The 18577-nt window shown below is 67.5% G+C and carries 15 protein-coding genes and 2 pseudogenes; 15 read left to right on the top strand and 2 right to left on the bottom strand.

What is annotated here, in order from left to right; translation table 11 throughout:
• Nucleotides 1-177: 177 nt before the first annotated feature.
• Nucleotides 178-483, top strand: coding sequence for a barstar family protein (locus tag ACH4S8_RS30790; RefSeq protein ID WP_398399789.1), 306 nt, complete (start codon nt 178-180; stop codon nt 481-483).
• Between the two features lie 213 nt (nt 484-696).
• Here the strand turns inward: ACH4S8_RS30790 and ACH4S8_RS30785 are convergent, their stop codons facing one another.
• Complete coding sequence (locus tag ACH4S8_RS30785) at nt 697-1095, bottom strand: cyclic-phosphate processing receiver domain-containing protein (RefSeq protein WP_398400245.1); 399 nt, start codon at nt 1093-1095, stop codon at nt 697-699.
• Between the two features lie 1143 nt (nt 1096-2238).
• Here ACH4S8_RS30785 and ACH4S8_RS30780 point away from each other — a divergent pair.
• The 5 genes and pseudogenes from ACH4S8_RS30780 (at nt 2239) to ACH4S8_RS30760 (ending at nt 5233) form a co-directional block, all read left to right on the top strand.
• A complete protein-coding gene (locus ACH4S8_RS30780) occupies nt 2239-2514 on the top strand; it encodes a hypothetical protein (protein WP_398399787.1) in 276 nt (91 codons plus the stop codon).
• A gap of 78 nt (nt 2515-2592) precedes the next feature.
• Nucleotides 2593-2915: pseudogene (locus ACH4S8_RS30775) on the top strand (transposase); the annotation flags it as partial.
• Nucleotides 2916-3851: 936 nt separating this feature from the next.
• Nucleotides 3852-4178 (top strand): hypothetical protein, encoded by a 327-nt coding sequence (locus ACH4S8_RS30770; RefSeq protein ID WP_398399785.1) that lies wholly within the window; start codon nt 3852-3854, stop codon nt 4176-4178.
• 198 nt (nt 4179-4376) lie between these two features.
• The gene (locus tag ACH4S8_RS30765) at nt 4377-4661 is read left to right on the top strand and encodes a hypothetical protein (RefSeq protein ID WP_398399783.1); all 285 of its coding nucleotides are present in this window, start codon (nt 4377-4379) and stop codon (nt 4659-4661) included.
• 119 nt (nt 4662-4780) lie between these two features.
• On the top strand, nt 4781-5233 hold the full coding sequence (locus tag ACH4S8_RS30760; protein WP_398399781.1) for a DUF6228 family protein: 453 nt from the start codon (nt 4781-4783) through the stop codon (nt 5231-5233).
• 44 nt (nt 5234-5277) lie between these two features.
• On the opposite strand, the pseudogene ACH4S8_RS30755 reads toward ACH4S8_RS30760, so the two are convergent.
• A pseudogene (locus tag ACH4S8_RS30755) lies at nt 5278-5700 on the bottom strand (transposase); the annotation flags it as partial.
• 84 nt (nt 5701-5784) lie between these two features.
• Here ACH4S8_RS30755 and ACH4S8_RS30750 point away from each other — a divergent pair.
• The 9 genes from ACH4S8_RS30750 (at nt 5785) to ACH4S8_RS30710 (ending at nt 18348) form a co-directional block, all read left to right on the top strand.
• Nucleotides 5785-6387 carry a TetR/AcrR family transcriptional regulator gene (locus ACH4S8_RS30750; protein WP_398399779.1) on the top strand — a complete coding sequence of 201 codons (603 nt, stop codon included), beginning with the start codon at nt 5785-5787 and terminating at the stop codon, nt 6385-6387.
• A gap of 118 nt (nt 6388-6505) precedes the next feature.
• Complete coding sequence (locus tag ACH4S8_RS30745; protein ID WP_398399777.1) at nt 6506-7429, top strand: TauD/TfdA dioxygenase family protein; 924 nt, start codon at nt 6506-6508, stop codon at nt 7427-7429.
• Nucleotides 7430-7516: 87 nt separating this feature from the next.
• Nucleotides 7517-8830 carry an MFS transporter gene (locus tag ACH4S8_RS30740; protein ID WP_398399775.1) on the top strand — a complete coding sequence of 438 codons (1314 nt, stop codon included), beginning with the start codon at nt 7517-7519 and terminating at the stop codon, nt 8828-8830.
• A gap of 103 nt (nt 8831-8933) precedes the next feature.
• The gene (locus ACH4S8_RS30735) at nt 8934-10640 is read left to right on the top strand and encodes an aldehyde dehydrogenase family protein (RefSeq protein ID WP_398399773.1); all 1707 of its coding nucleotides are present in this window, start codon (nt 8934-8936) and stop codon (nt 10638-10640) included.
• Nucleotides 10641-10666: 26 nt separating this feature from the next.
• On the top strand, nt 10667-12298 hold the full coding sequence (locus tag ACH4S8_RS30730; protein WP_398399771.1) for a long-chain fatty acid--CoA ligase: 1632 nt from the start codon (nt 10667-10669) through the stop codon (nt 12296-12298).
• On the top strand, nt 12295-13887 hold the full coding sequence (locus ACH4S8_RS30725; RefSeq protein WP_398399769.1) for a GMC family oxidoreductase: 1593 nt from the start codon (nt 12295-12297) through the stop codon (nt 13885-13887). The genes ACH4S8_RS30730 and ACH4S8_RS30725 overlap by 4 nt, the downstream gene beginning before the upstream one ends.
• 1178 nt (nt 13888-15065) lie before the next feature.
• Nucleotides 15066-15485 (top strand): hypothetical protein, encoded by a 420-nt coding sequence (locus ACH4S8_RS30720; RefSeq protein WP_398399767.1) that lies wholly within the window; start codon nt 15066-15068, stop codon nt 15483-15485.
• Nucleotides 15485-17131 carry a cation acetate symporter gene (locus tag ACH4S8_RS30715; RefSeq protein ID WP_398399765.1) on the top strand — a complete coding sequence of 549 codons (1647 nt, stop codon included), beginning with the start codon at nt 15485-15487 and terminating at the stop codon, nt 17129-17131. The genes ACH4S8_RS30720 and ACH4S8_RS30715 overlap by 1 nt, the downstream gene beginning before the upstream one ends.
• Nucleotides 17132-18024: 893 nt before the next feature.
• Complete coding sequence (locus tag ACH4S8_RS30710; protein ID WP_398399763.1) at nt 18025-18348, top strand: hypothetical protein; 324 nt, start codon at nt 18025-18027, stop codon at nt 18346-18348.
• Nucleotides 18349-18577: the final 229 nt, after the last annotated feature.

The raw sequence follows: 18577 nt of genomic DNA, 5'->3' as shown, positions 1-18577 counted from the left end.
GCGTCAAGGTCGTTCGTCCGGCAGGGCGCTCCACCTTGACGCCCTGAACCACGCCCGCTCCACGGTGTGTGGGTCGACGGCAGACGGGATGGGAGCAGGGAGGTGCGGGTCGAGGAGAACTGAACGGGTGCGCCAAATCGGTGTTCGAATCATTGGAACGTTGGCTAACCTGCGTCAATGGCAAAGAAGGTGAAAACGGAGTTGATCGTTGACCTTCGCGGTCAGTTGATTGAGACGCTCGATGACTTCTGGGATGCCGTGGCAGGGCCCTGTGGGTTGCCTGAGTGGTTTGGGCGGAACCTAGACGCGTGGTCAGACACCATCCAGACCCGGGGGATCTCCGAGACTATCGATCAGTATGACGTTCTCGTCATACAAGTAGACAAGCAGGGGATCTTTGCCACGCGGAACCGTGAGGCACGATTGCTGAGGCGCTGCTTCGCCGGACCTCAGAACCGATTGGTCGTGCATCTACGAGACTGACAGACAGTCGTCGCGTGCGTGGTCCACGTCAGGTGTATCGGGAAGTGGCGCACGGATGACTGACATCAACGGCTGACACCAACGGTGGTGAACGAAGGCGTACCTGCGCGGACTCCGACGATCGCCTAAACGTCGCACACCAGTTGGCTTTCAGTGCCGGGAGTCCGCTGCGATCGACCTGATAAAGATGAGGCCAGACTTCAAAGCGGATTCCTAGACCGTCGCCCGCCGGACCTGGTAGTTCCAGCGTGTGAGCGACCGGACGACGGTCTCGGCGCCAATGGGGTTGGCGCTGTGCACGTAGACCCTGCCGATCCGAAAAGGCCGCCCGTTGAAAGCTGCTTCTTCCAGGAGGGTCACCACGGGCAAGATGCTGTCGTCGCCACCGAGGTCGTGGTCGAGCCAGAGTTCATCGATGAAGCTGTCGCGGTGCTCTTGCAGGAGCTTGACACCTTCACCGCTGCTGCGCGCGATCCGCGTGGTCCAAGGCAGTGGCCGGAGATCGTCTATGCCAAGGATGACCAGCGACGGTACGGGCGACTCTTCTTTCATTCGACCATCATCACCGCACGGCCGCCGTTGTGCCCCCTCCTCGGCAACTTGCGTGATCATGGCCACGGCTCGTGCCACAAGCGTGCCAGATCCAGCGGGGAGCCACGGGGAACGACAGTAGCCGACGGGTGGCTGATCCCGCGACCATCGACGTAAGCGCTTCGCAGGTCAGAACAGCAATTGCCCCACCTCGCTCCTAAAGCGGTGGTCCACGCCTGACGAGTGAGACCATCCGTGGATGGCAGACGCACAGCTACCCCCCGGGTGGACCCTTCAACAGATCCGCGATGCATCCGGGGACCGAGAGGAGGAGAAGGGGACTCTCGGAACCCAAGTCGAGTACAAGATAATCAAAGTTCGCGGTGTGCTGGCTGACTCGGTTGCGGTCCATGACCCGAAGGACAAACATCCACTGCCCACTCGGGTACTTGCCACCAACCTGGGTGTTGACGCCGGTGCGCTACTCGGCCTTCATTACACGTGCCTCGTTTCCCGTGATCCGTACGGGGCCACTCGATCCGACTTCCGCCTGAGGCGCAGCGGCAGCTTGCCGCCGACAGCTCAGCCAGGGGTCTAACGCTGAGCGGTACGGCGGCGGTCGCCTCACCAACACGAGTCGAATGCGTGTCGAAGCTCGCAGTTGAGTGGGAGCTGATCGGACGTTTGAGCAGATCAGCGCCCACCCTGCCTCTCAAAAGCCAAGCGCCCTCTAAGCGCTCGGCCGTTCCGAACGTGCCACAGCCGTGCCACATCGTGCGGTCAATCACGGTCAACGACGGTCCGCCACGGTCGAGATGTGCCGTTCGCTCGGACTGGCGCTACAGCCGAACTGACCTGGGCACCCTCGCCACCGGCCACGTCCGCCCTTACAAGGCGGCGGTGTCCGGCATGCGGTTAGGGCCGACGCAGTCATCCAGTAGCCTCCGATCAACTGCCGTTGCCGACCGACCTTGGTGGAGCAGGGCGAAGGTCTGCTCCACCACGTAGCGGAGGTCAGCCATGCTCGCTATGGCATGATCCACCGCCATGAGGAGACACCGGTGGGGGAAGACCGTGACAGGGGCTCTACTCGCCGCTGCGGCGATAACAGCCATGAGTGGCTGCGGAGAAGAGACGGACGCATCCGCCGACAAGAAGGAGCCAGCACTGAGCGCGAGCCCGACCCCATCCTGGCACAGTGCAACTCTGCAGGATGCGGCGTACATGTTTCAAGAGGACTTTCAGGAACTGACCACGACCGACTGTTCCGCAGACTGCGGGCGGGACCTGGCAAAAGTTTTCAGCGACGGACTGCTACTCAAAGACCTGATGAAGACGTCCGGAGCGTCAGAAAGTGTCTATGCCGAGCCGATTCGTCTGTTCAGCAAGCTGGAGAAGGGATTCACCGCCGCCGCAGGACTGAGCGGGGAAGCCCGCCTCTCTCCCATGCTCGGTCCGGCACGCGAGCTGAACAACTGGCTCAACACCCACCCCGTCTAGTAGCGCGTCTGACCTGCCCCACCTCTCCGGTTCCAGTTCTGCTGGCTAACTGACGGCCATCACGAAAGGCTGTCGGACATGCCCCGCGCCTACCCCGCTGAGTTCCGCGCCCGCGCCATCGCGCTGGTTCGGGCAGGAAAAGAACAGAAGCAGACCGCCGTTGACCTCGGCATTCATCCGGTCACGTTGTCGAAGTGGTTGCGCCAGGACGACATCGACAACGGCCGGCGGCCTGGCAGGGTCTCGGAGGAGTCCGCAGAGCTGCGTGCAGCACGGCGACGGATCCGCGAGCTGGAAACCGAGCTCGAGATCGTCCGCAAGGCCGCCAAGTTCCTCGGCGAGGACAGGCCGGCCCCAAAAGGCTCTACCCGGTGATCGACCGTCTCGTCGATGCCGGGGCGCTCGGGCTCCGAGATGGCGGGGGCGCTGTTCGCGGGTGCCGGCCGAGTGTGGCGTGCGCGGGGTGCTCCCATCCCGTCTGCCGTCGACCCAGGCAGAGCCGAGCAGTCGCGGCCCAGGGCGTCAAGGTCGTTCGTCCGGCAGGGCGCTCCACCTTGACGCCCTGAACCACGCCCGCTCCACGGTGTGTGGGTCGACGGCAGACGGGATGGGAGCAGGGGCTGGTGGTGCGTGATGTCAGTTCCAAGGCGCCAAACCGTCTTGGCCACAAGTCCGACCAACTGCTTTACTCCGCGCATGGTCACAGGGCTGTGTTTATTTGTCAGCGCGTTTATAGGGGCGTTTGTCGTAGAACGGCAAGCGCAGCGGACAGCCAGACGAGCCGAAGCGGGGGAAGCAGTCTTCTTCCAGGTCGGAGTCAAGCTGGGCGGCAAGGGGCGGCGGTACAGCCTTGGCCGGGTACGGGCTGGAAGCGAGTTCCAATGGAAGCCTCGCTGGTGGTGGACGCGACTGCGCGAGATGCCGACAGATCTGCGCTACATCCGCACGCGCAAAACGACCCCCCTCGAATGGCCGTGGTTCTCCTACAGCGTGCTGGTGATCGAGTGTGAATCCTCTGCTGGACCTGTCCACCTATGGACCCACGAGAAGCACGCGGAGCATGTCGCCGAGATGATCCGGCGCACAAATCCCCCGGACTTGCCGAGACGCCCGGCTCCCGACATCAGCGGCTGACATCAACAGCTGGGAACAACGGCGGCGAACGCTGGACCTCAGCGGACAGCCGCTCAGGGCACTATCCGCGTTGACCGCGATCGGCGGCTCTCTGTGATCGACCTGATAAAGATGAGGCCACATCTCAAAGCTCGCCTCTATCGCGAGACACCATCGCACTGGATGCATGTTCCGGGGCAAACCGGGATCAGAGGGCAGGCGGAATGACCTCGTTACGGTGTGAAGCCACTCGCTGGGCACTCGATGATGACGACGACTTCTACCCCGGGTGGGTCGAGGTGCGCCTAACCGACGCCCATGGCCGGCAATGGGTCTTCTTCGACAAGCCGCCGATCTTCGGTGGCGGTGATGCGCTGAGCCCTGGCGCCGCATACCCCATCGCCGTGACGATCGGCTGCGCAATCTTGAGTCGCACCTCGGACCCGGACGGCAGCGAGGTCGTCACGATCTCTACAGGTGGGCGGCCGGAAGCCGCAGAGGGTGACCAGAGTGAGTTCGACGTTCGACCCGATCAGCTGGTGGAGCCCTGATGCGAGAAAAAGGCACGGCGTGATCCGGGTCGTGCCACTCTCGTGCCAGAACGGGCGGGGACTCACAGGGAACTGGGGCACGGCGCGGGCAGTACGGCCGCACTGCGCCAAGCCGGAGAACTCGCAGCTCGGACCCGTGATCGCGCAACCTCGCTCCTGAAGCGGTGCTTCACGCCTGGCGGGTGAGATCATCCGTGGATGGCCGACACGCAGCTACCCCCAGGGTGGACGCTTCAGCAAATCCGTGACGTGTCCGGGGACCAAAGGGCTGTCCCCCTGGATCCGAACCGAGCGGTGAAGTGGGTCGCCTTCGCCGGAGCCGACGAGATGCTGCAGCCAGAGATCGTTCTCGGGTTCGGCGGCTTGTGTCTCGTGAAACCCGTCCATGACGACGACTGGTACATGGGCAGCCTGTACGACGACGGCAGCATCGACTGCTGGTCTGCCTACGACGACCTGTACGAGGCACTCCGCGGGCTGTAACAAGGGCTGACAGAATGAAATGCGCGGCACCCCGCACCTGTGCTCGCGCCACAAGTGGTGGCTCAGTGAGCGGCTATTTTCGCTGGTCGTGACGGGTTTGCGCCCCGTAGCCTGCGCTCATGGTGGAGGAAGACGAGACGAGTCCGGCCGTCCGTGTGGGCGGGGAGAGCCCGCGAGCGATCAAGCTGTGCTTCCAGGGCCTGATGCGCTCCTTCCCGGACGAACAAGACGATCCGATGCGCGACTTCCTCGTGACAGCAGACAGCGAGTCGGTGCAGGTCAAGGTCACGGTGAGGACCTGGGGTGGTGACGGCCTTGACGCATTCTTGGCTGAGCTCGCGGAAGAGTTCCGCGGGTGGACCGGTGCACGGACTTGGCGATCACTGGAACGGGACCTGACGGTCTCCGCTGAGCACGCGGGATCACGCGTCAAGTTGACGTGGGGGCTGCACGACCGACTCCCCGACGACGAGTGGCATTTCGAGGCGACGACCGATCACGCTCCTGGAGAGGACATGCGCAACCTCGCCATGGAGATGCGCAGCTTCCTGGAGGCTGAACCACCGGCGTGATCGGCGGGTGCCTGGTTGGCCGCCTGCGGCGAACAGCACAGCAGGCGAAACCGTCGGTGAGTGATCAGGCAGCAGGCCGGTTCCAGAAAGGCTTCGTGCATGTCGGCCCTGCGTTCCCAGCGGGTTCGCAGGCGCCGGAAGCCAGGCAACCAGGCAAACGTCCGCTCGACCACCCACCGGTAGGCACCCGGTCCGGTGCCGTGCCGGGTGCCCCGGCGGGCGATGGCCGGGACGATGCCGCGGGCGCGGACCTGACCGCGGTGGATGTCGTGGTCGTAGCCGCGGTCGGCGAAGAGGGGGTCGGGCTTACGGCGGGGGTGGCCGACCCGGCCGCGGACCGATGGGATTGCGTCGAGCAGGGGCATCGGCTGGGTGACGCGAAGGCCTGCGCGGGCGGTGCCGCCCTCGCGGAACAGGACTCGGTGATGGCCTCCGCGAGCAGTGGTCGCGGCTCGACGCCCGTCGCTCCGCACTGCTTGGCCTCCAGGATCCGGGCGGTGTGCGAGGGTGATGCGGCGGTGATGATGTCCGCGAGATCGTAGGCTCTGCGCATGGTGGGTATGCAGCCGCGCGGGACAGTGAAGGGACCGGGGCGACCGAGGGAGGAGCGGGTCACCGGGGCCGTCCTCAATGCGGTCGTCGACCTGGTCACCGAGCAGGGGATCGGGGCGGTGACGATGGATGCCGTTGCGGCACGGGCCGGGGTGAGCAAGCCCGCCATCTACCGGCGATGGCCCACCAAGCAGGACCTCATCATCGCCGCTGCGGAGACCCGTATCGGCGTCCTGTCAGTGCCTGATCTGGGCAGCTTCCGTGCCGAGCTGCACTTCGTGCTCACCGCTCGCCTGGAGGCCTACCGGCTGCCGGGGTCGGACCGGCTGATCGCGGGCCTGATCGGAGCGGCGGCCGAGACGGGCGCGATACGGGGTCAGTACGCGGAGTACACCGAGCGGATCACGAGCGAAACGAGACGCATCCTCGAGCGCGGGATCGCCCGCGGCGACGTGCAGCCCGGCACCGATGTCCGGGCCGCGGCCACCCTGGTGGCGGCACCGCTGCTGTTCCGGCTGATCGGCGAGCAGGAGATGCCCGACTCCAGGTTCGTGGACGCCCTGGTGGATCTTGTGGCGCGCGCCGTCGGTTCGGCGTCCTGACCGCGTCGACCACGCCGGACACTCTCGTTTCACATCGGTGCTGTCAAGCCCTTGCCAGACCATGCCCGAATAACGATACTCCCAGGAACGAAATGCCGATCGTCGCCTCGGAGTGCCCATGGACAGCGTCGTCACCGCCCCCGCCCCCGCCCTCGACAAGCCCCTGATGCACTACGGAAAGCGTGTGCTGGAGCGCACCGCGCCGGGCTGGACCCAGGTCGAGTACCAGCACCTGGGCATCCGTCCGCTCACCCCTCACATCGGTGCCGAGATCGACGGCGTCGATCTGTCCCGGCCGATCGGTGAGGACCTCGCCCAGGAGCTCGAGCAGGCCCTGCTGGAGTGGAAGGTGATCTTCTTCCGTGACCAGCACGCCTTCGACCCGCAGTCCCAGCTCGCGCTCTCCGGCCTGTGGGGCAAGCCGGAGGTGAACCCCTTCTTCCCCAAGGGAGACACCGCCGGAGTCTCCCGTCTGGCCAAGGACGCCATGGCCATCGGCACCGAGAACATCTGGCACAGCGACCACTCCTTCATGGCCGCGCCCGCCCTGGGCTCGATCCTGCGCGCCGTCGAGGTCCCGCCCGCGGGCGGCGACACCCAGTGGGCCGACATGGCTGCCGCGTACGACAACCTCTCGGCAAAGACGCAGGCCCGTATCGAGGGGCTCACCGCTGTGCACGACTGGGTGCCCAGCTGGGGGGCGATGATGACGGAGAGCCAGATCGCCGCCTTCCGGGACGCCCTGCCGCCCGTCGAGCACCCGGTGGTCGTCCGCCACCCGCGCACCGGCCGCAAGCTGCTCTACGTCAACGAGCCCTTCACCACCCGGATCGTCGGCCTGTCCGACAGCGAAAGCCGCGACCTGCTCGACGAGCTCGTCCTGCAGGCCCGTATCCCCGAGTACCAGGTGCGCTTCCGCTGGCAGCCGGGCTCCGTCGCGATCTGGGACAACATCGCCACCCAGCACTACGCGATCAACGACTACTACCCGCAGCGCCGCGTCATGGAGCGCATCGCGATCGCCGGTGTCCCGCTCTCCTGAGCGGCGCCGGATCGTACGCCCACGGGCGAGGGGCCGCCGGGCCCCTCGCCCGCCCTCCCCGTCCCGCTCGTCTCCCGCGGAGCTCTTGTGACCGACACCGACGTCGTACCAGCTGTGCCCGCCGATCCTGTGATGACCGCGAGCGACCCACGACTCCGTGCATGGGTCGTCACCGCTCTGCTCGTGGTCCTCATGATGATCAACTTCGCCGACAAGTCCGTGCTCGGCCTGGCGGCCGACCCGATCCGCAAGGATCTCGGCCTGTCCGCATCAGCCTTCGGGCTCGCCAGCAGCGCCTTCTTCCTGCTGTTCTCGATCTGCGGCGCCGCGGTGGGACTGCTCGCCGACCGCATACGGCCCAAGTGGCTGCTACTGGCGATGGCCCTCCTGTGGTCCGTCTCCCAGGCACCACTGGCCCTGGGCGGAGGGCTCGCGGTGCTCATCGCCTCTCGCGTCCTCCTCGGCGCCGCCGAGGGGCCCGCCTTCCCCGTGGCCCAGCAGACCACCCTGTCCTGGTTCCCCGACCACCGGCGCAACCTGCCCGGGGCACTCATCGTGCTGGGAATCACCCTGGGAGTCCTCGTCGCCGCTCCCGTACTGACCTGGGTGATCCACCACCACGGATGGCGCTCGGCCGTCGCCGTGGTGGCGGTCGCCGGCGTGGTGTGGGCTCTGCTGTGGATCCCCTTCGGCGGAGAGGGACGGTACGGGACCGACTCGCCCGCCCTTGCCCAGGGCGCCGAAACCACAACCGGTCCGGCAACCTGCAGGACGCCGTACCGCCGGATCCTCGCGACCCGTACCTGGATCGGTGCCACGATCGCCTACTTCGGCACCTACTGGGTCATCGCCTTCGCCCTGGTCTGGCTCCCGTCCTACCTCCAGGACGGTCTGGGCTACTCCTCGACCACCTCCGCCCAGCTGCTGATGCTGGTGTGGGGCACGAGCGGCATCGTGGTGCTCGGACAGGCGGGCCTGACCGGATGGCTGCTGCGCCGCGGGACCGCAAGCCGGTGGGCCCGCGGCGGGGTCGGCGGCATCCTCATGCTCATCGGCGCGGCGGCATGCCTGGCCCTGCCGTGGGCCCCGGCCGGTGCCGTGACCGTCGTGCTCCTCGTCATCGGAGTCGCACTCTCCGGAGCGATGGGCAGCGTCGCCGCCACGACCGTCGTGGAACTGGTGCCGGCCGACCGCCGCGGCGGCTCGCTCGGCATCATGAACGCCGTGGTGACCACCGCCGGTCTGATCGCCCCGACGCTGATCGGGCACCTCGTGGATGTGCATGGAGCCGGGGGCTACCGGTACGCGGTCATGATCACCGGTGTTCTGCTCCTGCTGGGCGGCAGCGCCGCCGTCACGTTGATCGACCCGGACCGCGACGCGCGCCTGCTCCCGGCCTGACGACGCGACACCGTCGTGTCCCCGGGCGGGGTCCGCCGCCCCTCGCACAGCGAACGGAGCACGGCCCCCGCCCGCCCTCAATCCACCTTCCACGAGGAATGACGTGAACCCCAGCGCCCTCGACACCTCTTGCCTCGACCAGGCCGTTGCCGAACTGCGCATCGGCGCCGTGTCCTGGTCCACCACCCCGCTCACCGAACGCATCGCCCTGCTGGAGCGGCTGCTCCCCCGCCTGACCTCCGGCGCCGCCGACCTGGCCGCTGCCGGCGCCCGCGCCAAGGGCTACGACCCTGCCTCCCCATGGGCCGCGGAGGACTGGATCGGAGGGCCGTGGGCCCTGGTCCAGAACGCCGCAGCGTATCTGCACGTACTACGGCGCATCGCCGCGGGAAAGGACCCGGTCGACGCCAAGGCCGTGCGAGCCCGCGACGGCCGTACCCACGTCGACGTCTTCCCCGCCACCGGCTGGGACAGGCTGCTGCTCAACGGCTTCACGGCTCAGGTGTGGCTTCGGCCCGGCATCACCGGGGAGCAGGCACGCAGCCGCGCCGCAGGGGAGTACCGGGGCCGGCCGGGTCGTCCCGCGGTGGCCCTGGTACTCGGTGCCGGGAACGTCGCCGCCATCACCGCCCTCGACATCCTGCACAAGCTCTATGCCGAGGGCCAGGTCGTCGTCGCGAAGATGAACCCGGTCAACGCCTATCTCCGCCCGCACTTCGAGCACGTCTTCGCCGAGTTCGTCGCGCGCGGCTGGGTGCGCTTCGTCGACGGAGGTGCGGCCGAGGGCGGATACCTCGCCACGCACGAGGGCGTCGACGCCATCCACGTCACCGGCAGCGACCGTACCCACGACGCCATCGTGTGGGGCACCGACGAGCAGGCGGGCGAGCGCCGCCGCGACGACGTGCCGCTGATCGGCAAGCCGTTCACCAGCGAGCTGGGCGGCGTCAGCCCCTGCATCGTGACCCCCGGCCCCTGGAGCGCGGCGGACTTCCGCTACCAGGCCGAGCACATCGTCACCAGCAAGATGAACAACTCCGGCCACAACTGCATCGCCAGCCAGATCCTGGTCCTGCCCCGCGAGTGGGACGGCACCGAGCGACTGCTGGACGAGATCCGGCGGGTGCTGCGCGCACTGCCGCCGCGCACCGACTACTACCCAGGCGCCGAGCAGCGCCTGTCCGCTGTGCTGGCGGCCCATCCGAAGGCCGAGACCCACGGCGACGGCTGCCGGCTCCTCGTCCCCGACATCACCGACCACGACGACGCCCTGATCACCGGAGAAGTCTTCGGCAGCGCCCTCGGTGTCGTACGCCTGCCCGGCGACACCCCGGCCGAATTCCTCGGCCACGCCGTCGACTTCGCCAACGACACCCTCCCCGGGACCCTCGGCGCCACCCTGATCGTCCACCCCAGGACGGAGAAGACCGACCGGGCAGCGGTCGAGAAGGCCGTCGCCGGACTGCGGTACGGCACCCTGGGCGTCAACTGCTGGTCGGCGGTCGGCTTCCTCCTCGGCTTCACCCCCTGGGGCGCGTTCCCCGGTCACACCCGCCAGGACATCGGCAGCGGCATCGGCTTCGTGCACAACGCCTTCATGCTCGAGGACATCGAGAAGACCGTGCTGCGCGCACCCTTCACGCCCGCCCCGCGCGGTCTGCTCACGGGCGACCCGTCCCTGTCCCCCCGCCCGCCGTACTTCGTCACCAACCAGACGGCGCTGGCCACGGTGGAACTCGTCACCCGCTTCACCGCCGCGCCCGGCCTCCTGAAACTGCCCGCCATCTTCGCCTCTGCGCTGCGCGGCTGACCCCGCCCCACCCCTACGGAGATCCGATGCTCAATCTCGCCGCCATGCTCGAAAGCAGCGCCCGTGCCGTGCCCGACCGCGCCGCGGTGGTCCTGGGCGACCAGCAGCTGACCTACGCCGAACTCGACGCCGCCGCCTGCCGCGTGGCCAACCTGCTGCGCTCGCGCGGCATCGAGCCCGGCGACAAGGTCGCACTGTCCTGCCCGAACGTTCCCTGGTTCCCCGTCGTCTACTACGGCATCCTCAAGGCCGGCGCGGTGGCCGTCCCGCTCAACGTGCTGCTCAAGAGCCGGGAGATCACGTACCACCTGAAGGATTCGCAAGCCAAGGCCTACTTCTGCTTCGAAGGCACCCCCGGGCTCCCACTGGGCCAGGAGGGTTGGACCGGCTTCGGCAACACCGAGAGCTGCGAGCACTTCTTCGTCATGACCGCGGCCCCCGCCTTGGAGTCCCCGATCACGGGCGCCCGGACGCTGACGGCCGCACTGACGGGTCAGAGCACCGACTTCGAGACGGTCGCCACCGAACCCGGTGACACGGCGGTCATCCTGTACACCTCCGGCACCACCGGCCTGCCCAAGGGCGCCGAGCTCACCCACTCCAACGTGACGCTCAATGTGCTGACCTGTCACAAGCTGTTCGGCGAGGTCGAGCACGACGTGCACCTGATCGCCCTTCCGCTGTTCCACTCCTTCGGCCAGGTCGTGCAGATGAACGCCGGCCTCGCCTCACGTGCGACTCTGGTGCTGCTGCCACGCTTCGACGCACGATCGGCCCTGGCCCTGATGCAGCACCATGCCGTCACCTTCTTCGCGGGCGTCCCCACCATGTACTGGGCCCTGCTCGAAGCGGACGCGCCCGATGTGGACCTGCCGGAGATAGCCAAGAACCTGCGGATAGCCGGCTCAGGGGGCTCGGCGCTGCCGGTCGAGATCCACCGGCGGTTCGGCGAGCGGTTCTCGGTCACGATCCGCGAGGGGTACGGCCTGTCGGAGACCAGCCCGGCCGCCACCTTCTCGGCCCCCGGCGAGGAGGTGCGGCCCGGCTCCATCGGACGTCCGGTCTGGGGCGTGGAGGTGGACCTGGTCGCCGAGGACTGGACCCCGGTCACAGGGCCCGACGCGGTCGGCGAGCTCGTCATCCGCGGGCACAACATCATGAAGGGCTACTACAACCGGCCCGAGGCGACCGCCGAGGTCATGCGCAACGGCTGGTTCCGCACCGGCGACCTCGCACGCCGGGACACCGAAGGCTGGTACTACATCGTCGACCGTGCCAAGGACCTGATCATCCGCGGTGGCTTCAACGTGTACCCCCGGGAGATCGAGGAAGTGCTGCTCGCGCATCCCGCCGTGTCCATGGTGGCCGTCATCGGCGTACCCCACGAGCGTCACGGCGAGGAGATCAAGGCCTGCGTGGTCCTCACCCCTGGAGCGGTGCTCTCCGAGGAGGAACTGATCGCCTGGTGCAAGGAAGAGATGGCCGGCTACAAGTACCCCCGCCTGGTGGAGTTCCTCGATACCCTGCCCACCAACGCCACCGGCAAGATCCTCAAGCGCGAGCTCCGGGACACGCACGGGGACCCCTTCGGCCGACCGGTGACGCAGACAGGGGACGCAGGTACGGCGGATGCCCGCACGATCGAGGGGGACCGATGAGCACCTCGCTCGACAGCGTCGACTACGTCGTCGTCGGAGCCGGATCGGCCGGAGCCGCTCTCGCCGGCCGGTTGACCGAGAAGAGCACGGCCTCGGTGGCCCTCCTGGAGGCGGGCGGCCCGGACAGGAAGGCGGCCGTTCACATCCCCGCCGCCTTCTCCCAGCTCTTCAAGACCCAACTCGACTGGGACTACACGACGGTTCCGCAGGTCCAACTCTCCGGGCGCCCCGTCTACTGGCCCCGGGGCCGGATGCTCGGCGGATCCTCCTCGATCAACGCCATGATGTGGGTGCGCGGGTTCGCCGCCGACTACGACGAGTGGGGCGACCTCTGCGGGCCGGACTGGTCGTGGCAGGGCCTGCTGCCCTACTTCCGCCGCCTGGAAAGGATCGCAGGCGCCACCGACCCGGACCACGGACGCTCCGGTCCCATGAGCATCGAGCCGCAGCGCAACCCGAACCCGCACACGGCCGCCTTCCTCGACGCCGCCAGGGAGCTCGGCCATACCGTCGAGCCCGCCAACACATCCACGCCCAACGGCTTCTCGCAGACGATGGTGAGCCAGCGACGCGGAGCCCGGTTCAGCACCGCGGACGGCTACCTCAAGCCCGCCCGCAGCCGCTCGAACCTGCACGTCATCACAGACGCGCAGGTCACCCGCGTCCTCTTCGAGGGCCGCCGCGCCGTCGGAGTCGAGTACGTCACCGGTGGCGTCGCACGCAAGGTGCTGGCACGCCGCGAGGTCGTACTCAGTGGGGGCGCGGTCAACACCCCGCAACTGCTCATGCTCTCCGGTATCGGCGACGCCACTCATCTGCGCGAACGGGGAATCGATGTCCTCGTGGACTCCCCTGAGGTCGGCGCCAACCTCACCGACCACCTCATCTCCGGACTCGCCGTCGACGTGCCGGACCGGACACTGTTCTCCGCCGAGCGGCCCCGCGAGATCCTGAACTACCTCGTCCGCCGCCGAGGAATGCTCACCTCGAACGTCGGCGAGGCATACGGCTTCGTCCGCAGCCGCCCCGAGCTCGAACTCCCCGACCTCGAAATCATCTTCGCCCCGGTGCCGTTCATCGGTGAAGGTCTCGTCAAGCCCTCCGGACACGGTGTCACGGTGGGTGCGATCCTCCTCCGGCCCCAGAGCACCGGATCGATCAGACTTGCCTCACCGGATCCGCTCGATAAGCCGGTCATCGACCCGCGCTACCTCACGGACGCGGGCGGGACCGACCGTGCGGCCATGATGGCCGGGCTCGACGTCTGCGAGCAGATCATCGAGCGACTCACTGCCAGGGGGCTGTCCTCGGGTCGCTTCCTGATGCCCCCAGGGGGCGAGCTCCTGTCCCGTCATCGGCGTGACGCCCTTGCGCTGGCCGATCACGCCCACACTCTCTACCACCCGGTCGGAACAGCCCGGATGGGCAGCGACGACGCCTCGGTCGTGGACCCGCAACTTCGCGTACGAGGGACGGAGGGCTTGCGGGTTGCGGACGCATCGATCATGCCGGCGATCATCCGCGGCCACACCAACGCCCCCGCCATCGTCATCGGAGAAAGGGCCGCGGATCTGCTCGGAGCGAGCTGAAGCGGTAGTGGCCACGCCCCACCCGACAGGCCTGTCAGGAGGTGGGGATGCCGATGCCGTCTCCGAGCAGTTTCAGCCCGAGGACGAAGAACAGGACCGCCATCACGGCGACGTTGTGCTGAGCCGGCCAGTCTTTCCGGTTGGCGAGCGTGGTCTTGGCTCGCTCTCCCCGAGCAGGAAAACTGCCAGTGGGGTCAGCAGACCGGGCCAGTCCGAGTGCGAAGACCTTGACCGGCGTGAGGCTGTCGATCGCGCTCGTCCATTTCGGCAGCTGGGCTTGCGAGGGATCCTTGAGGCACGGTTGACCCGCGGGCCCGCGGGTCAGACCAGGCGGCAGATGAACAAGGCAACGTCGGCCCCCAAGGCCACACGGTGACTCTTGGAGACCGATGTCTCGTATACCTCGCCTCCTCGCTCCCGCAAGGCCATGGCGGCCAGGAGTGCGAGGTAGGGGGCACGCCGGTTCTGCGGCCGAGCGTGGCACATGCCCGGGACCGCGCTGCGTGCCTGTCCCCACGAGGGCTCTGGCGACGCCGGGCACCCGCCGATCCCGGAAATGCCGAAGCGCCGAAGCGCCGAAGCGCCGGACGAAGGCGTCACCCGCGCCACCGGCCGCCGCCGAGATGACCGTGCAAGCGGCGCTCGACAGCCGATATGTGCGCCTTCTCCGGGAGGCTGACAGCGGACGGGCCGTACGCGTGGGCCGGTACATGAGCCTCCCAGGGCAGGATGCGCCGGACCTGCTGCTCCGTGCCGTACCGGGTTCCGCCTCGTCCCGGTCTCAAGGGGCGCACCTGGCGTGGCTGCGCTTGTCGGCCCTTGCCCTGATCTGTGGATCCTTGATCATCTCTGCGGGCCGACACTCCTGACAGCTCACGCCTCACGGGTCCCGCCAGTCTCTTCGGAAATCTCCTGCCAGAGTCTTGTCCCCCCACCCCCAGATATCGATACTCGACGTAACGATTTTCGGTGTGGGCGCCGGGGGTCGCGCGAAAACTCCTGCCCTCTTTCAACGGCTCCTCGACAAGCAGCTGGTCCCCTGCGACTGCTGCGTGTCGGCTTCACGATCCGTTTCCGCCCGGACGAACGATCGCGGCTTCCGTCCGATTGTCGAACCTGAGCCGGCTCCAAATTACAGACAACAACCGAACAAACTCCTCATGTGAAGGGACACCCGTATGTCCTTCTCGCACTACCCCGTCAACCGGTCCGCGGCGCTCCCTTCGGAGGAGCACCTGACGGCTGACGGTCCGGAACTCGGCAAGCTCCGCCGCCTGGCCGCGCGGTCGCGGCGACGCTTCGTGATCGCCAACGGAGCCGTATTCGCTCTCGCCCTGCTCATCGACTGCTCGTCAGACGGACTTCCGGCGTGGCAGATCGCGGGCACGCTCACTCTCGGCATGGGCCTCGGCCTTCTGCAGGCAGTGCTGCTGCTGGTGACCGCCTGGCGGTACGACCGGTTCTCCACCCAGCGCTGCGACACGCGCGCGAAGATCCTGCGGGCCCGCGCAGACACAGCACGAGGGCAAGGCGGTCTCCACGCGTGGGGCCGCAGCCGGCCGGTCGACCCGACGGGATGGACGGGGACGACGTGGTGATGAGCGAGGTCACGCTTCTCGAGGGGCCCGGTGCCAGCTTCCTCGGCTCCGGCGCGCAAACGGCCGTTCTGGTCTCGTTTCTGGCGTTCGCCGGACTTTCGCTGCTGCTGTGCGTGCTGGCCGCACCCGAGCGGGACGAGGTCGCCGACTTCTACGCCGCCAATCGATCACTGACGCCATTTCAGGCCGCCATCGCCTTGGTGGGTGGCTACATATCGGTGGCAACTCTGCTGAGCACCACCGGACTCGTCGCCGTCGTCGGCTATGACGGCCTGGTCCTCGTGCTGAGCACCAGCCTCGCCCTCGGTGTGCTGTTGGTACTCGCCGGGCCGTTGCGCAATGCCGGTCGCTTCACCATCGGCGACATCCTCGCACTGCGGATGCCCGGGGCGGCGCCACGGATCGCGGCCGCGGTGGCCACCCTCGCCGTTTCGCTGCCCTTCCTGGTGGTGCAGTTGTCGGGGGTGGGGAGCACAACCGCCCTGCTCATCGGCTTGGAAAACCCTGGCGCGCAGAAGGCCTGCATCGTCTTCGTCGGCGCGCTGATGATCTGCTACCCCGTGCTGGGCGGCATGCGGGGCACCAGCGTCGTGCAGATCCTCAAGGTCGTCATCGTCTTCGGCGCGGTGGCCACGGTCGCCGTCCTCGTACTGCACCGCTTCCACTGGAACGTGAACGCACTGCTCGCGGCCGCTGCGCGCGGCAGCGGGCGCCCAGACGTCTATCTGCACCCCGGGCTTCAGCTGGGCCAAGACCCCGCCGGACGGCTCGACTTCTTCGGCACCCAACTGACCGTCGTGCTGGGCCTTGCCGTGATGCCGCACATGATCACGCAGATCAACTCCGTTGCCGACGGCGCGGCCGCGCGCCGTGCCTCCCGGTACGCCCTCACTGCGATCAGCGTCTTCTGCCTGCTCGTAGCGATCGCCGGGCTGGGCGCGGCCGCTCTGGTCGGCGACCGCACCATTACCGCGGTCGACCCGAAGGGCCAGATGTCACTGCTGCTGCTGGCCGGCGGGCTGGAAGGGGGCACCACGAACGCTGCGGGGAGTGCTCTGTTCGCAGCTGTGGCGTGCGCGGTGTTCGTCGCGGTCCTCGGAGTGGTCGCCGGTGTCGTGCTCTCGGCGGCCGCTGCACTGGCCCACGACGTGCACGCGCACGCACTACGCCGCGGCCGGCTCACGGAAGTGCGCGAGATCCGGTCGGCTCGCTGGTCCGGGACGGGCGTCGGCGTCCTCAGCATCGTCCTCGCCACCCTCTCGCAGGGCTATAACGTGAACTTCCTCTCCTCCCTCGCGCTCGCCGTCGCGGCCTCCTCGGTGCTGCCCGCCGTCATTTACACCCTCTTCTGGCAGCGGTACAACCGCACCGGGCTGTTGTGGACCGTCTACGGCGGCCTCGCGACCTCCATCGGACTGGATGTGTTCTCACCGGCGGTCTCCGGTACTCCCTTCGCGTTCTTCCCGCGCAACGACTTCCACTGGTATCCGATGCAAACTCCTGGTGTGGTGTCGATACCGACGGCTTTCCTTCTCGGCTGGGCGGGCAGCGTCGTTGCACGCGGGCGCAGGGCCGACGACGGGCAGGGCGAACCCGGCTACGCGGAAGCGGAGTTCCGGATCCTCACTGGCGCCGGGGGCGACTGAACGGCGGTCCAGACGGAGGAACGACCTCCGGACTCCGAGCGATCGAGCAGGGGCGTTCCGTCCAGGCGACGGGCGGAACGGTCCGCCCATCCTCGACGGCCCGGACGAACTTCCCGAAAGCCTGCGCAACGTTTGCTCGTCAAGGAGCGGCGTCATGGGGGTCCTCCTGCTCGAGCGAAGCCGAGAGCTCGGGGGAGCGTGCTCTGGGGGTACCCCCTGCTCGAAGAGCTCGGGGGGAGTGCCGGCCGGAAGTCCTCGTACTGGATGTACTTGGGCTTTCGGCCGGTGCAGTGAGAGGGCATGCCGGGCGTCGCGACGGGGCGAACGTTGTCTGTCGCGGCACGGGTCAGGGTTGAGTGTGAGTACGGAGATCGTCGGGTTGGTGGAGCAGGCTGAGCCGTATTTGTCGGCGGCGGTGACCACCCCTGCACGAGGCCGCCCTCAGGCAACACGAGCGAGTCCTGGGCGATACCCACCCCGACACCCTGTTGAGCCGCAACGACCTCGTCACCGCCCGTCAGAAGGCCGAAGCCGTACAGCACGGAAGTACAGCAACCTCAGCGACCGAGGCTGTACCTCAAGAACCGTCCACGGCTGATCGAGCAGCCCGAGAACCATCAGCGACCTTCCCGCCGAGAGTTCGCATCGAGAGGGTCCGTGCCCTCCCCGTGCCGTTCGACCGGGAAACAGCGAGGAACAGCAGTCGCCGGCGAACAACGCTCACGCGAGCGGTCCCTGACCGAGGAAAGATCCAAAAAGGCAACTCCTGGGCGTTCCCCCTTCGATAGTCTCCCCGCGCCAAGGTCACTGCGCCCGAAGCAGGGTGCAGGCCGACTGCGCAACGCGGCCATGCGACGTCGCAGTTCGCACCGTCTCATGAACTGGAGAACACCATGCCCCGATGGGCCGTCGTGGAAGCTCACGGCCAGGCGGAATCCTCCTGGTACCGCATCCACAGTGAACTCGAAGGGACCGAGGCTGAAGCTCTGTCCGCGATGCTGCGCATCGTGGACAGTTTCAAAAAGGCATACTCCGTGAAGGGGATCCAACGCCAGAAAAGACAGGTCTTCCGCGTCTCCGAACGCAGCTACTACGTGCGCGTCGAAGACCGGTGGTCGTCGGCCGAGGAAGCTCACTTCACCCTCGCCGAGCTCATAGCCGACATCCACGACGACGACCTTCCCGACACTGCCGGTGAGCCGGCGGAGGAGTCATGAATCCTGGCCTCAGGCTGGCCGCACTCAAGGAGTGCCAAGGGGTCTTGTCGTCCGCGCCACGGTGAAGCCCCTGACTGGCAAGACGGGCTGGCATCAGCGGCTGACACCAACAAGCGCGAACAACGACGGCCAGCACTAGGGTCTGTCTTCAAACGGATCTTGCCCAGAGTAGGAATGACGCGAGATTGACCGCTGCCTCGTAGGAGGTGGCGGTCTTGTCGTATCTGGT

The sequence above is a fragment of the Streptomyces sp. NPDC021080 genome, from assembly GCF_044333225.1.
Taxonomy (GTDB): domain Bacteria; phylum Actinomycetota; class Actinomycetes; order Streptomycetales; family Streptomycetaceae; genus Streptomyces.
The sequence above is the reverse complement of the archived record's forward strand: the minus strand, read 5'-3'. Positions and strand labels throughout refer to the sequence as shown.

Excerpts from the sequence above, each read along its gene's own strand:
- ACH4S8_RS30790 (WP_398399789.1), top strand. The coding sequence starts at position 178 with ATGGCAAAGAAGGTGAAAACGGAGTTGATCGTTGACCTTCGCGGTCAG.
- ACH4S8_RS30785 (WP_398400245.1), bottom strand. The coding sequence starts at position 1,095 with ATGATCACGCAAGTTGCCGAGGAGGGGGCACAACGGCGGCCGTGCGGT.
- ACH4S8_RS30780 (WP_398399787.1), top strand. The coding sequence starts at position 2,239 with ATGTTTCAAGAGGACTTTCAGGAACTGACCACGACCGACTGTTCCGCA.
- ACH4S8_RS30770 (WP_398399785.1), top strand. The coding sequence starts at position 3,852 with ATGACCTCGTTACGGTGTGAAGCCACTCGCTGGGCACTCGATGATGAC.
- ACH4S8_RS30765 (WP_398399783.1), top strand. The coding sequence starts at position 4,377 with ATGGCCGACACGCAGCTACCCCCAGGGTGGACGCTTCAGCAAATCCGT.
- ACH4S8_RS30760 (WP_398399781.1), top strand. The coding sequence starts at position 4,781 with ATGGTGGAGGAAGACGAGACGAGTCCGGCCGTCCGTGTGGGCGGGGAG.
- ACH4S8_RS30750 (WP_398399779.1), top strand. The coding sequence starts at position 5,785 with ATGGTGGGTATGCAGCCGCGCGGGACAGTGAAGGGACCGGGGCGACCG.
- ACH4S8_RS30745 (WP_398399777.1), top strand. The coding sequence starts at position 6,506 with ATGGACAGCGTCGTCACCGCCCCCGCCCCCGCCCTCGACAAGCCCCTG.
- ACH4S8_RS30730 (WP_398399771.1), top strand. The coding sequence starts at position 10,667 with ATGCTCAATCTCGCCGCCATGCTCGAAAGCAGCGCCCGTGCCGTGCCC.
- ACH4S8_RS30725 (WP_398399769.1), top strand. The coding sequence starts at position 12,295 with ATGAGCACCTCGCTCGACAGCGTCGACTACGTCGTCGTCGGAGCCGGA.
- ACH4S8_RS30720 (WP_398399767.1), top strand. The coding sequence starts at position 15,066 with ATGTCCTTCTCGCACTACCCCGTCAACCGGTCCGCGGCGCTCCCTTCG.
- ACH4S8_RS30715 (WP_398399765.1), top strand. The coding sequence starts at position 15,485 with ATGAGCGAGGTCACGCTTCTCGAGGGGCCCGGTGCCAGCTTCCTCGGC.
- ACH4S8_RS30710 (WP_398399763.1), top strand. The coding sequence starts at position 18,025 with ATGCCCCGATGGGCCGTCGTGGAAGCTCACGGCCAGGCGGAATCCTCC.